Annotated in this window: 13 protein-coding genes; 12 read left to right on the forward strand and 1 reads right to left on the reverse strand. The window is 39.2% G+C overall.

What is annotated here, in order from left to right; genetic code table 11:
• From dnaA to NQ550_RS00035, 7 genes are all read left to right on the forward strand, one after another.
• Positions 1-1,356: a chromosomal replication initiator protein DnaA gene (dnaA, locus tag NQ550_RS00005; RefSeq protein WP_008708003.1), complete on the forward strand. Its 1,356-nt coding sequence runs from the start codon at positions 1-3 to the stop codon at positions 1,354-1,356.
• Positions 1,357-1,634: 278 nt separating this feature from the next.
• Positions 1,635-2,750, forward strand: coding sequence for a DNA polymerase III subunit beta (dnaN, locus tag NQ550_RS00010; RefSeq protein ID WP_008708002.1), 1,116 nt, complete (start codon positions 1,635-1,637; stop codon positions 2,748-2,750).
• A gap of 13 nt (positions 2,751-2,763) precedes the next feature.
• Entirely contained in the window at positions 2,764-2,973 is a 210-nt protein-coding gene (locus NQ550_RS00015) for an RNA-binding S4 domain-containing protein (RefSeq protein ID WP_008708001.1), read from the forward strand.
• A 4-nt stretch (positions 2,974-2,977) separates the two neighbouring features.
• Positions 2,978-4,063, forward strand: a complete 1,086-nt coding sequence (gene recF, locus NQ550_RS00020; RefSeq protein WP_008708000.1) for a DNA replication/repair protein RecF — start codon at positions 2,978-2,980, stop codon at positions 4,061-4,063.
• A gap of 73 nt (positions 4,064-4,136) precedes the next feature.
• The gene (locus tag NQ550_RS00025) at positions 4,137-6,491 is read left to right on the forward strand and encodes a tetratricopeptide repeat protein (RefSeq protein WP_255601790.1); all 2,355 of its coding nucleotides are present in this window, start codon (positions 4,137-4,139) and stop codon (positions 6,489-6,491) included.
• A gap of 47 nt (positions 6,492-6,538) precedes the next feature.
• Positions 6,539-7,411: a 16S rRNA (adenine(1518)-N(6)/adenine(1519)-N(6))-dimethyltransferase RsmA gene (gene rsmA / locus NQ550_RS00030; RefSeq protein ID WP_008707998.1), complete on the forward strand. Its 873-nt coding sequence runs from the start codon at positions 6,539-6,541 to the stop codon at positions 7,409-7,411.
• 392 nt (positions 7,412-7,803) lie between these two features.
• Positions 7,804-8,256 carry a DUF1002 domain-containing protein gene (locus tag NQ550_RS00035; protein WP_008707996.1) on the forward strand — a complete coding sequence of 151 codons (453 nt, stop codon included), beginning with the start codon at positions 7,804-7,806 and terminating at the stop codon, positions 8,254-8,256.
• Positions 8,257-8,576: 320 nt separating this feature from the next.
• On the opposite strand, the gene NQ550_RS00040 is transcribed toward NQ550_RS00035, so the two are convergent.
• Entirely contained in the window at positions 8,577-9,239 is a 663-nt protein-coding gene (locus tag NQ550_RS00040) for a GTP pyrophosphokinase (RefSeq protein ID WP_025578473.1), read from the reverse strand.
• Positions 9,240-9,524: 285 nt separating this feature from the next.
• Here NQ550_RS00040 and NQ550_RS00045 point away from each other — a divergent pair, with 285 nt between their 5' ends.
• The 5 genes from NQ550_RS00045 to NQ550_RS00065 all read left to right on the forward strand — a co-directional run bounded on the left by NQ550_RS00045 (position 9,525) and on the right by NQ550_RS00065 (position 14,815).
• The gene (locus NQ550_RS00045) at positions 9,525-10,433 is read left to right on the forward strand and encodes a S1 RNA-binding domain-containing protein (RefSeq protein WP_025578475.1); all 909 of its coding nucleotides are present in this window, start codon (positions 9,525-9,527) and stop codon (positions 10,431-10,433) included.
• Between the two features lie 13 nt (positions 10,434-10,446).
• Positions 10,447-12,117, forward strand: coding sequence for a putative manganese-dependent inorganic diphosphatase (locus NQ550_RS00050; protein ID WP_025578477.1), 1,671 nt, complete (start codon positions 10,447-10,449; stop codon positions 12,115-12,117).
• 34 nt (positions 12,118-12,151) lie between these two features.
• Positions 12,152-12,742, forward strand: a complete 591-nt coding sequence (locus tag NQ550_RS00055; protein ID WP_025578478.1) for a flavin reductase family protein — start codon at positions 12,152-12,154, stop codon at positions 12,740-12,742.
• A 51-nt stretch (positions 12,743-12,793) separates the two neighbouring features.
• Entirely contained in the window at positions 12,794-13,306 is a 513-nt protein-coding gene (locus NQ550_RS00060; RefSeq protein WP_022380404.1) for a shikimate kinase, read from the forward strand.
• A gap of 216 nt (positions 13,307-13,522) precedes the next feature.
• Positions 13,523-14,815, forward strand: a complete 1,293-nt coding sequence (locus tag NQ550_RS00065; RefSeq protein ID WP_008707990.1) for a UDP-N-acetylglucosamine 1-carboxyvinyltransferase — start codon at positions 13,523-13,525, stop codon at positions 14,813-14,815.
• The last annotated feature ends 24 nt before the right edge of the window (positions 14,816-14,839 follow it).

The following is a 14,839-nucleotide window of genomic DNA, read 5'->3' on the forward strand; positions in this document are numbered from 1 at the left end:
ATGAACAAAGTTGTGGAAAAATGGGACGAAATCCTGCAAATCGTCAAGACAGAACATGATCTGTCCGACGTTTCTTTTAATACCTGGCTAAAACCACTTACTGTTTACGAAGTAGTTGACAATGTTGTCACTATTATCGTGCCTTCAGAGCAGGTAGGTCTCAATTATATAAGTAAAAAATATAAACTTCCACTTCAGGTAACGATCAGTGAAGTTACCGGAATGGAAAACTGTGACATCAATTTCATATTGCCGGAAGATGTTCCAAAAAAAGAGGAAGTTTCTCCAAAAGCGCAGTCTCAGGACGCACGCTGCGAGGAAGCTCATTTGAATCCAAAATACACTTTTGATACCTTTGTAGTCGGAAGCAATAATAAATTTGCCCAGGCAGCAGCTCTTGCAGTTGCCGAATCCCCGGGTGATACCTACAATCCGCTCTTTATCTATGGCGGTGCAGGTCTGGGAAAAACTCATCTGATGCATTCTATTGCTCATTTCATTATTGATCATGATGAAAACAGCAAAGTACTTTACGTTACCAGTGAAGAGTTTACCAACGAACTGATCGAAACAATCCGTAATGGAAATAACTCGGCAATGACCAAGTTTCGTGAAAAATACAGAAACATTGATGTTCTTCTTGTCGATGATATTCAGTTTATTATAGGAAAGGAATCTACACAGGAAGAATTTTTCCATACCTTTAACAGCCTGCACAGTGCCAAAAAACAGATTATTATTTCGTCAGATAAACCTCCAAAAGATATGGAAATCCTGGAAGAACGTTTCCGTTCACGATTTGAATGGGGCCTGATCGCAGATATCACACTGCCGGATTACGAAACCCGAATGGCAATTCTTCATAAGAAGGAAGAAATGGATGGATATGATATTAACGAGGAAGTAATCAAATACATTGCAAACAATATTAAATCCAATATCCGCGAACTGGAAGGCGCGATCAACAAGGTGATGGCTTTTGCCAAACTTGAAAAAAAGGAAGTTACACTTGAACTTGCCGAACAGGCGTTAAAAGACATTATTTCCCCTGATGAAAAGAAAGTCATCACGCCGGATTATATTATTTCCATGGTTGCTGAACATTTTGATGTTACAGTGGATGACCTTTGTGGAAATAAGCGTAACTCCAAAATTGTAACCCCCCGCCAGATTGCCATGTATTTATGCAGAGAAATCATCTCAACTCCGCTGAAATCTATCGGAAAATGTCTTGGAAATCGTGATCATACTACCATTATGCACGGTATCGACAAAATTGAAAAAGAAATCAACAACGATGAAAACCTTAAAAACACCATTGAAACTTTAAAGAAAAAAATTAATCCACAGGGATGAGGATAACTGACTGTATAACATGTGTATAAGATGTTGATTGAATGTGTATAAGTGTGTATAACTTTTCGCCACTTTTTGGGCGCTTCGGTTATACACAAGTTATACACATACTTTAAGCACACCTTTACACGAAGTTATCCATATCCGAACTCCTTGAAAAATCAACCTTCAATGGAGTTTTTCACATATTCACATCCCCTACGGCGGAGACGACGAATTCCTTTTATATATTTATCTATAAAAAACCACATCACCCAAGAAAGGAAGTTATACACATTATGAAAATCATTTGCCAGAAAATCAACTTGCTCAAAAGTGTAAACATCTCACTGAAAGCAGTTCCCTCTAAAACAACAATGCCAATTCTGGAATGTATTCTGATTGATGCTACTACAAACCAGATCAAATTTACTACTAATGATATGGAACTCGGTATAGAAACAATTGTTGATGGAATCATTGAAGAAAAAGGAATCATTGCGCTGGATGCAAAAATTTTCTATGAAATCATTCGTCGACTGCCAGACAATACGGTAACTATTAAAACAGATGAGAAACTTACTGCCACCATTACCTGTGAGAAAGCAAAATTCACGATACCTGGTAAATCCGGAGAAGATTTTGCATATCTCCCACTGATTGAGAAAGAAGAAAGTCTTACTATCTCTCAATTCACATTAAAAGAGATGATTAGACAGACTATTTTCTCAATTGCCTCCAATGAAACCAATAAGCTGATGACCGGTGAACTTTTTGAAATCAAAAATAACTACCTGAAAATAGTATCTCTCGATGGACATCGTATTGCGATCAGACGTATGGAACTGAAAAAAGATTATGCAGACCGCAAAGTGGTGGTACCTGGCAAAACACTTAATGAGATCAGTAAGATTTTATCTGGTGAAATTGATGATATTGTAAATATTTATTTCTCAAAAAATCATATTTTATTTGAGTTTGACCAGACTATTGTTGTTTCCAGATTAATCGATGGAGAATATTTCCGTATTGATCAGATGCTTTCCAGCGATTACGAAACCAAAATTAAAATTAATAAAAAAGAATTTCTGGACTGTATCGACAGAGCCACTCTGTTGGTAAGAGAGGGAGAAAAGAAACCGATCATTATTGAAATTACAGATAATTCTATGGAATTACGTATTGATTCTGCAATGGGTTCCATGAATGAAAATATTGATATTGATAAAGAGGGCAAAGATATCCTTATTGGCTTTAATCCAAGATTTCTGATCGATGCACTCAAAGTAATCGATGATGAAACAATCAGTATCTACCTCGTAAATCCAAAAGCACCATGTTTTATCAGGGATGACGAGGAAAATTACACATATTTGATTCTGCCTGTAAATATCAACCAGAATCAGGCAAGATAGGGAGTAAATGAAAATGGAAGAAATTAAAATCAGAGATGAATTTATAAAACTGGGGCAGTTACTGAAACTTGCAGATATGGTTCAGGACGGGGTTGAAGCGAAATATGTGATCACTGACGGACTGGTAAAAGTAAACGGAGAGGTAGATGACCGTCGTGGCCGAAAGGTTTATGAAGGTGACATCGTTTCTTATGATGGAAAAGAAATTAAAGTGATCAGGTGAATAAATGTATATTGAATCTGTTCAGTTAAAAAATTTCAGAAATTATGATTCTCTGGAACTCGATCTGGCACAGGGGACGAATATATTTTACGGCAATAACGCTCAGGGAAAGACCAATATCCTGGAGGCACTTTATCTTTGCGGAACTACAAAATCGCATAAAGGAAGCAGAGATAAGGATATGATTCAGTTTGGAAAGGATGAATCTCATATCAGGATGATGGTAAAAAGAGATGAGCTTTCCTACAGGATTGATATGCATCTTAAAAAGAATAAAGCAAAAGGCGTTGCGATCAATGGTCTTCCTATCCGGAAGGCCAGTGAGCTTTTCGGAGTAGTTAATCTGGTGTTTTTTTCTCCTGAGGATCTGAATATTATAAAAAATGGTCCGGGTGAGAGAAGGAGATTTCTTGATCTGGAACTGTGCCAGTTAGACAAAATATATCTTACAGATCTGGCTTCATATAACCATATTGTAAATCAGAGAAATAAATTGCTGAAGGATCTCAGTGTTCAGCCTTCACTTAAAGATACACTGGATATCTGGGATATACAGATGGCTGAATATGGACGGAAGATCATTGACAAGCGCAGTGAATTTATTAAAGAACTAAATGAAACGGTTCGAAAAATACATGGTAATCTTACAGGGGGATTGGAAGAACTGAACGTTATTTATGAACCGGACTGTACAGCAGAGAAACTGGAAAGTACCATTTGTGCCAACAGAGAAAGAGATATGAGGATGAGACTGACATCCGCAGGCCCACACAGAGATGACCTGTGTGTAATGGCAAATGGGATTGATATCAGGAAATACGGTTCTCAGGGACAGCAGAGGACAGCGGCACTTTCACTTAAATTATCAGAAATATATATAGTAAAGAGAAAAATAAAAGACACACCGGTTCTGCTTTTGGATGATGTTCTGTCCGAGCTGGACAGCAGCAGGCAGAATTATCTTCTGGACAGTATCAGTGATATCCAGACATTGATAACATGTACAGGGCTGGATGATTTTATCAGTCATCAGTTTCAGATAAATAAGGTATTTCAGGTAGTTCAGGGAACGGTATCACAGCCTGTGTAAGAAGAAACAATCTTTTGACAAGGGTACGGGCTTATGATACACTGAGCGTAATTATGGAAAGTTGGTGAATGCATTGGATAAAGAAGAATTTCGGATAAAACTTGAAGAGATTAATAAGCTGGTTCAGGACAAAGATTATAAAGGTGCCATGAACATTGTAGACAGCATAGACTGGAGACGCGTCAAAAATGTCCGCACCTTATGTGTTGTCGGTGAAATATATGCAGCAAACGGAAGATATGAGGACAGTAAGGAGATTTTCCTTCTTGCATATCATAAGGCATCTATTGGAAAAAATATTCTTTACCGTCTGATTGAGATCTCTCTGCGAATGGATGATATCAATGAAGCAGAAGAATTTTTTGAAGAGTATAAGCAGGTGGCTTCGAATGACAGTACACAATATATTCTGCAGTACAAGATTGCAAGGGCAAAAAATTCTTCATTAAATGAGCAGATCAGAATCCTGGAAGAGTATAAAGAACAGGAATTTACAGAGAAATGGTCATATGAACTGGCAGCCCTGTATTACAAAGCAGGAGAAAAACAGAAATGTCTGGATTTATGCAATGAAATCATTCTCTGGTTCAGTGAAGGCAAATATGTTATGAAAGCCTATGATCTTAAAATGAGAATGGGTGAGCTGACAGGTGCTGAGAAAGCAAAATTTGAGAAACAGTTTGTTCCGAAACTTCTTACACCAGAGCAGGCGAAAGAACTGGAGAAGAAAAAAACGGAAACAGAAGTAAAAGCGCAGGAAGAGCCTGAAGCTGAAGAAGTGGAAGAAACGACAGAAAACAATGAGCCGGAAGTTCAGATCAGCATGGAAGGCATTCAGGAAAAGATTTCAAAGGGGATCAGGGATGTCTTTGGAGGTAAGACTCAGGAAGAGAAAGAAGAGTTTCCGGAAGAATCCATGGATATGGTTAACGAGGCCGGTATCACCAGGGAAGATGAGATTCCGGAAGAAATCATAAAGAGTGATGCGTCACAGAAAGAACCTGAAAATGTTCCGGAATTGGAGGCAGAACCTGAAAAACCGGGGGCAGAACCCATGGCTGCAATTAAGATGCCTGAATTAAATATTCCGGCATCCATGAAAAATATGGAACTGAGCAAACCGCCGAAAGTTGAGGAAGTTGCTGAGACGAAACTGAATATGGATTCTTTTGATCTGGAAGGGAAAGAGTTGAATCTGGAGGATACGATCCTTGCTGCTGCCAGTGCGCAGGGAATTGAGATTCCGAAGGAAGAAGAGTCAAAAACAGAAGAAGTACAGGAAGAAAGTTCAGAAACTGATGTTGATGATAAAGAAATAAAAGCCCATGATATTTCAGAGGAACTGGAAGAACCGGATTTCCTCAGCGGAGATATACAAGATATAAAGGTTGCTGATCCAAAGCCGGATGAAGAACCGAAAAAGGAAATACCGGTGCAGCCGGAAATAGAAGAAGCTGAAGAAGAAGATGAGGTTACAGAAGAAGATCTTAGAAGAGCTGAAGAGGAATTTCTCCATGGACCGATGGGGAATACAGATCTGAATCCGGAAGATGATACAGAGGGAACGGAAGAAGCCCAACCCCTGACAGAAGAAGAGGAGCTGGAACGTTTTATAGAATCTATCCAGCCGGAAAATGGGGCAGATCCAAGGGATATCGTACCAAGAGAAAAAGAACTTACAGATGATGAGAAGCAGTTATTTACATATTTTGTAAAGGTTCCGGGTATGAAAGAGCAGCTTGTGGATACTTTATATGATGTACAGATGGCTGCAGCAGACAAGACTTCTAAAACTGGAAATATTATTGTGATGGGCGGTAAGGAATGCGGAAAGACCAGACTGATCTCAGGCCTGATTCCGGCAATCTGTAAAGAACTGAATCTGGAAGCGTCAAAAGTAGCATATGTTTTTGCAGATCAGATCAACGGAAAAAATATTTATAAGATTTTTTCAAAGCTGGCAGGTGGCTTTCTTGTGATCGAAAATGCAAATCAGCTGACACCGGAAACAGTAGAGATGCTTGACAAAGCCATGGAAGTTAATACAGACGGACTTACAGTAATCGTGGAAGATGAGAAGATTGGTATGCGAAAACTGATTGCCAGATATCCGAAATTCGCAAAGAAGTTTACTTCAATGATCAATATTCCTGTGTTTACCAATGATGAACTTGTCAATTTTGCAAGGGTTTATACAAAAGAGAATGGTTATGCTATTGATCAGATGGGAATGCTTGCGCTGTATAATCTGATTGGAATTAACCAGAAAGAGGATTCTCCTATGAATGTTGGCGCAGTAAAAGAACTGATAGATGCTGCGATTGCAAAATCACAGGGAGGAATCCGTAAATTTAAACGAAATGTATCTAAGAAACGTATAGACAGAGATGGATATATTGTTCTGTACGAGAAAGATTTTACTAAATAATGCGTATTTGTACAGTTACAGGTAATAAAGAAAAAGGAGTAAAGATTATGCCCAGACCGTATCTAGGAGATCCAAAGTATACCATAGAAGTGCTTCAGAAGTATAATTTTGCATTCCAGAAAAGGTTTGGTCAGAACTTTCTGATCGATACTCATGTTCTGGATAAGATTATAGATTCTGCACAGATCACAAAGGATGATTTTGTATTGGAGATTGGACCGGGAATCGGAACCATGACACAGTATCTGGCTGAAGCAGCAAGGGAAGTGGCAGCAGTTGAGATTGATAAAACACTGCTTCCTATTCTGGACGACACTCTGAAAGATTGGGATAATGTGACAGTCATCAACAACGACATCCTCAAAGTAGACATCCGCCAGCTTGCACTGGAAAAAAATCAGGGGCGTCCGATCAAGGTTGTTGCCAATCTGCCATATTACATTACTACCCCGATCATCATGGGATTGTTTGAGAATCAGGTTCCTGTTGATTCTATTACTATTATGGTACAGAAAGAAGTTGCGGACAGAATGCAGGTAGGACCCGGAACAAAAGATTACGGGGCGCTTTCACTGGCTGTGCAATATTATGCGAAACCAAAGATCGTGGCAAATGTACCGCCCAACTGTTTTATGCCAAGACCTAAAGTGGGAAGTGCGGTGATCAGACTGGAACGATATGAAAAACCGCCGGTTGAGGTAAAGAATGAGAAGCTGATGTTTCGTATTATCAGAGCATCTTTTAACCAGAGAAGGAAGACACTGGTGAATGGTCTGAAGAATTCACAGGAGATACCATTTTCTAAAGAACAGATTGAGCAGGCGTTGGGGATGTGTGGACTTTCCCTGAGTGTCAGAGGAGAAGCACTGACACTGGCACAGTTTGCACAGCTGGCAAATGCATTTACAGAAATTTCATAAAAAGATAAATATAAAAAGCATCCGGTGGCTAAGCGGATGCTTTTTATATTACGTTCAAATTTATTTTTTAAAAGGAAGGAGAGTTAATTGCCTCTTCCGGCAATCAACATATGAAAAAGAAATTTTATAAAAATAACGTTGGCTTTATTATTTTTATGGCTTTAGTATATCCTGCAATTATGAGAAAATCGTGTTTAAGATGTGAAAAAAATTTGAACAAATGTCGAAGGAATTATGAAGAGAGAAATTGGGATATTTATTTTACAGAAGGCATAAGATTTCTGATATAATGAGCCGGTAAATGAAAATGCCTGTTCATTGTCTGTAATCTGCTGACAGTGAAAAGACAGAGACTTATTATTGACTGGCAAAAGTATGGAGGTAATTAAATCATGAGAATAAAAAAAGCAGGAATACTTATTATTGCGGCAGCAATTACATGTACGACACCGGCAGTACCAGCGATGGCAGCAGATACTTCGGAATCTGTACAGGAGATTATTTCTGATAATGAGATTGATTCTCTTGTATCAGATCCGGACAAAGTAGTTGATATCATTATGTATGTGAAAAATGAGGCAGCAAAACAGGATATTTCAGATGATCAGATCAGATCGCTGATCCAGACTGCGGAGAGTACTGCAGGAGTTAGCCTTTCGGAGGAAGAAGAGAACAGAATCATAAAGATCGTTAAACAGATCAAGGATTCTGATATTGATGAGGAACAGCTCAGGAGTGCTGTGACGAAGGCATATGATAAACTGGAAGAAATGGGGATTGGTAAAGAAGAGGTAAAAGGAATCCTGCATAAACTGGCTGATTTTGCAAAGAGTCTTTTTGAGTAAAATCTGCTCATTCTCAAATCGTAACTGTGAAAAGACGAAATAGTTATGGAAGATTATGTGGGATATACAAGATAGACAAGCATAAAATAAAACAAGAACTATAAATATGTGGTAATTCTATAAAAAAATATTAAAAAATATAAAATAATTGTGCAAACAAACGAAAAGTTAACTGCGAGTTCATAATTTATTCATAAATGATTGCTACTATATAGATAGTTCGAAAGAACCTACGAAAGACGTTGTAATGTGTTATCATTACACATAAATTTTTTTCATAATAATAGCCCCGGTAAACCACTGCCGGGGCACTCCTCGTTTTACGGGGATTTTTTATCTGATAATTTTCCATATTTCTGGATTTCATTATTGAGTTCTTCCATGCGGGTATCCAGTTCTGCTACATATCGCGCACATTCTCTTAATTCTTTTGTGATATAGTCAGGTCCGTCTCCCTCAAATTTGTAATGCATCTTATGCTCCAGAGTCGCCCAGAAATCCTGTGCAACTGTGCGGATCTGAATCTCTACTTTGGTATCAATGATACTGTCGGAGAGAAAGACCGGTGTGGTAACCAGCATATGATAACTGCGGTAACCGCTCTTTTTAGGATTTTTCATATAATCACGTCTTGCAAGGATCGTCAGGTCATTTTGTTTGGAAATCATATCTGCGATCAGATAGATATCAGATGTAAAGGAACAGCTGATACGGATTCCTGCGATGTCATTTACATAGCGTACCATGTTCTCGATACTGGATTCATATCCATGTCGTTTCAGTTTTTTTACAATGCTTTCCGGAGTTTTGATTCTGGATTTTACATGTTCGATCGGATTGTATTTATGTCTGTGCTGAAATTCACCGTTTAGAATATCAATCTTTGTTTCTACCTGTTTAAGGGCAGACTGATAGACAAAAATAACTGTCTCCCAGTCATTCAGTTCTTTAAAATCCCTCAAGGGGACAGAATCATAATTCATGTATAATAATATCCTTTCCTGATACAGGCAGTTCCCCGTTGATTTTTGTAATCTCACAGGGGACTTGTTTATAGATTTGCTATAGTTGGTTGATGATATTATTGTAACATATAAATATCTGTTTGTGTGAACTATCTGTATGAAAATTCAGATTTCCATTATTAAAGTGATTGTGTTATAATGTTTGAAAATAGCTGACATAATATACTCTATTTGTAACTGTTCAGTATCCTGTAACAGATGGAGAAGAGTTACATTTATTCCAGGTAAAGGAGAAAACAGATAATGGCTGAATCAATGAAAGATTACGAAACAGAACTGGAAGCCTCTTTTAAGAAAATTGAAGAAGGGGATATTCTTACAGGAACTGTCGTCAGTGTAGATGAAAAAGAAGTTGTGGTAGATTTGAAGTATTATGCGGAAGGCATTATTCCGGCAGAGGATTACAGCAGAGAACCGGGATTTTCTTTAAAGGAACAGGTGAATGTGGGAGATGAAGTTTCTGCGACTGTTGTGAGTAAAGACGATGGAAATGGAAATATTCTGTTGTCCAGAACAGAAGCAGCAGATGTGCTTGCATGGGATAAGCTGAAAGAATTAAAGGATTCAAAAGAAGTAATTGATGTGGTGGTAAAAGGCATTGTAAATGGCGGCGTGATCGCCTATGTAGAAGGTGTACGTGGATTTATTCCCGCATCAAAGCTTGCCCTGAATTATGTGGAGGATACAAACGAATATCTGAACAAACCAATCCAGGTTCAGGTTTTCGATATTGATAAAGAAAAAGGAAGATTAATTCTCTCTGCAAAGGAAATATTAAGAGAAAAAGCAGAGGAGGAGAGAAAAACAAAAATCTCCAATGTGCAGGTCGGACTTGTAACAGAAGGTGTTGTTGAGAGCTTACAGCCATATGGTGCATTCGTAGATCTGGGAAATGGTCTGTCAGGTCTGGTTCATATTTCACAGATCTGTGAGAAGAGAATTAAGAAACCATCAGAAGTTCTGACAGTTGGAGATAAAGTAAAGGTAAAAGTAACTGCTGTCAAAGATGGAAAATTAAGTCTGAGCATCAAAGAGGCAACAGATATGATGGCTAAGGAAATTGAGGAGGAAGTGATCGAGCTTCCAGATTCAAAGGAAGAGGCTTCCACATCTCTTGGCGCACTTTTTGCAAACATTAAATTAGATAATTGAGGTTAGAATCTGTATGAGAAATCAGGAAAAAATATTTGTAATAGGTCACAAGAATCCGGATACGGATTCCATCTGTTCAGCAATTGCCTATGCGGACATCAAAAACAGGACTTCTCAGAAGGTGAAATACATTCCAAAGCGTGCAGGACAGATCAATGAAGAGACAGAATATGTGTTAAATCGTTTCGGCATGCAGCCGCCGGGATATCTGTCTAACATTGGAACACAGATAAAAGATATGGATATCCGTATGAGTCCGGAAGCTGATAAGAGTATGTCCCTGAAAAATGCATGGGATCTGATGATGGAGAAAAGTATCGTATCTCTTCCGATCAGAGACAGAGAAGGACAGCTGGAAGGTCTGATCACAATCGGTGATATTGCTAAGACTTATATGGATACAACGGACAGTTATCTGCTGTCAAGAGCGAAGACACAGTACAGAAGAATTGCCGAGACAATTGCAGGTACCGTAGTAGAGGGAAATGAGCATGGATATTTTACAAAAGGAAAAGTTCTGGTGGGAACTGCAAATCCGGAAATGCTCAAAGCCTATATTGAATCGGATGACCTGATAATCATGGGAGACAGAGAAGAGGATCATCTTCAGGCGATTGCTCAGAATGTTAGCTGTATTATCGTTGGTATGGGAATTGAAGTCAGCGAAAAGGTGATAAAGCTTGCTCATGAGAGAGAAATTGTAATTATTATGTCTCCGTATGATACATTTACGATCGCAAGACTGATCAATCAGAGTATTCCTGTACGGTATATTATGAAAACAGATAATCTGGTTACTTTTAATACAGAGGATTTTACGGATGATATTCAGAATGAGATGATCAAACACCGTCATCGTGCGTTCCCTGTAATTAACAAAAAGGGAAAATGTATCGGAACAATTTCCCGAAGAAATTTTCTGGATATGCACAGGAAAAAAGTAGCACTTGTGGACCATAATGAGAAAGATCAGGCAGTTGACAATATCGATAAAGCTGAAATCGTGGAGATTATCGACCATCATAAACTGGGGTCTCTGGAAACTATGGTACCGATTTCTTTCAGAAATCAGCCGGTCGGATGTACAGCAACGATTCTGTATGAAATGTATGGGGAGCAGAAGCTTGAGATTTCACCGAGTATTGCGGGGCTTCTCTGTGCTGCGATTATTTCAGATACACTGATGTTTCGTTCACCTACCTGCACATTATCTGACAAGATGGCGGCAGGTGCGCTGGCACTTATTGCAGGAATCAATATTGAGCAGTTTGCAAAAGAGATGTTTAAAGCAGGAAGTAACCTGAAAGACAAATCACCGGAAGAAATTTTCTATCAGGATTATAAGAAATTTATTGCTGAGGATGAGATCAACTTTGGTGTTGGACAGATCAGTTCTATGGACAGCGATGAGCTGGCAGAAATCAAAGAGCGTCTGGTTCCGTTTATGGTCAGCGAGTGTGGCCGTCATGGTGTCACCCGCGTATTCTTTATGCTTACCAATATTATTGAGGAATCTACAGAGCTTCTCTATTATGGTGAGGGAAGTGAGGAAATGGCACGTATTGCTTTCCATATGGAGCCAAAGGATGGTGTATTTGATCTGAAAGGCGTTGTTTCACGTAAGAAACAGCTGATTCCGGCACTTATGGAAGCTGCACAGGCCGGACAGAACGATTACAACTGATGGCAGCAGACAGAATAGCTGAGGATAATAAGAAATGGAAAAAGAAACCTGGAAAGCAGGAAATATGCTTTATCCACTTCCGGCAGTTATGGTAAGTGTTTCTGACGGAGAGGGGAATGACAATATTATTACAGTTGCATGGGCAGGAACTGTCTGCACGAATCCGCCGATGGTGTCTATTTCTGTGCGACCATCCCGTTTTTCCTATGATATGCTCAGAAAGACGGGAGAATTTGTAATAAATCTGACAACAGAAAAACTGGCATATGCAACGGATTACTGTGGAGTCCGTTCAGGCAGGGATGTTGATAAATTTAAAGAAATGAAGCTTACCAAAGAGAAGGCGGATTTTGTGAAAGTTCCCATGATCGCAGAATCTCCGGTGAGTATTGAATGCAAAGTAAGGCAGGTTCTGGAATTGGGTTCCCACCATATGTTTCTGGCGGATGTGCTTGCAGTTCATGCTGATACGCAGTATATGGACGAGAAGAAGAAATTTCATCTGAATGATGCGAAACCTCTGGTGTATTCTCATGGTGAATATCTGGGAATTGGTAAAAAACTGGGAACATTTGGATACAGCGTTAAAAAAAAGAAGAAAAAATCCGGAAAAAAGAAACAGTAATTCGCAATTTGCAGACGCAGGCAATGTATGATAAAATGAAAGGACATAAACATGAATAATGTGACATTAATAGGAATGCCCGGTTCAGGGAAAAGTACAATAGGAGTTATTCTTGCAAAAGCATTGAGATATGAATTTCTGGATTCGGATCTTCTGATACAGAAACAGGAGAAAAGAAAGCTTTCAGAGATCATAGAGCAGGACGGACCGGAAAAATTTAAGGAAATTGAAAATCAGGTTAATGCAGACATTCATGTGACAGATACGGTCATTGCACCCGGCGGAAGTGTTATTTACTGTGATGAGGCAATGGAACATCTGAAGTCTATAGGTAAGGTTATATATCTTAAATTATCACTGGAATCTTTATCCAAAAGACTGGGAAATCTGAAAGGCCGCGGAGTTCTGTTAAAGGACGGTCAGAGCCTGAAAGATCTGTATGAGGAACGTGTACCTCTGTACGAGAAATATGCAGATATTACCATTGATGAAGAGGGGAAAGATTTGGATGAAAGTCTTCGGGCAATTCTGGAGATAATACATATCAAAGAGCAGGGAAAGTGATTATTACAGCTCGGGAAAAGGACAGTGGTAAATAATTTTTGTTTACAAATGATAAATATATGATATAATATACAACTGACTTTAAAATAGGATGATCGTTTAGTATAAACATATATGCATTTGAAACAGAAGTTACATGTTCGCAGAAAACGAAAAACAGAGTGAACAGTGACCATTAATTCTGCTCATGGAGTGAAAATAAATAAGAGGTGTGATATGGAACAGTATGTTATAAAAGGAGGCAACCCTTTAGTCGGTGAAGTTGAGATTGCCGGTGCCAAGAATGCGGCACTTGCTATTCTTGCAGCAGCCATAATGACTGATGAGACGATTCTGATAGAGAATTTGCCGGATGTAAGGGATATCAATGTATTGCTTGAAGCGATCGCTGGTATTGGAGCACAGGTAGACCGTATTGATAAATCTACTGTGAAGATTAACGGATCTACAATTGGAGATGTAAGTGTTGATTATGAATATATCAAGAAGATCAGAGCTTCCTACTATCTGCTGGGAGCACTTCTTGGTAAGTATAAACATGCAGAGGTACCGCTTCCAGGTGGATGCAACATCGGAAGCCGTCCGATCGACCAGCATCTGAAGGGATTCAGAGCGCTTGGTGCAGATGTAGATATCATGCATGGAGCAATTGTTGCGAAAGCAGATGAACTTCATGGAAGCCATATTTTCCTTGACGTTGTCTCTGTAGGTGCAACGATCAATATTATGATGGCAGCCTCATTGGCTCCGGGACGTACTATTTTGGAAAATGCCGCAAGAGAACCGCATGTAGTTGACGTTGCCAACTTCCTGAACAGTATGGGGGCAAATATTAAAGGTGCAGGTACAGATGTGATCCGTATTAAAGGTGTGGAGAAGCTCCACCGTACAGAGTATTCTATTATTCCGGATCAGATCGAGGCAGGTACATTTATGTTTGCTGCGGCAGCAACAGGCGGAGATGTAACAGTTAAGAATGTAATTCCGAAGCATCTGGAAGCAACTACGGCTAAACTTGAAGAAATTGGATGTGAGGTTGAGGAATTTGATGATGCAGTTCGTGTACGTGCACCAAAGAGACTTCACCGTACTCATGTAAAGACTCTTCCATATCCCGGATATCCTACAGATATGCAGCCACAGATTGCTGTAACTCTGGCACTTGCAGAGGGAACCAGTATTGTAACAGAGAGTATTTTTGAGAACAGATTCAAGTATGCGGACGAACTTTCACGTATGGGAGCAAACATCAAAGTTGAGGGAAATTCAGCAATTATTGATGGTGTGAAGAAGCTTACAGGTGCGAGAGTAAGTGCACCGGATCTGCGTGCAGGTGCAGCCCTGGTGATCGCAGGTCTTGCAGCAGATGGAATCACAGTTGTTGATGATATCGTATATATCCAGAGAGGATACGAGAATTTTGAAGATAAGCTGAGATCTCTCGGTGCTGAGATTGAGAGAGTATCCAATGAGAAAGAAATCCAGAAATTCCGTCTCAGGGTGGGATGATAAAAAATACCAAAAAATTACTTG

It is taken from the genome of Blautia wexlerae DSM 19850, from assembly GCF_025148125.1.
GTDB lineage: Bacteria > Bacillota > Clostridia > Lachnospirales > Lachnospiraceae > Blautia_A > Blautia_A wexlerae.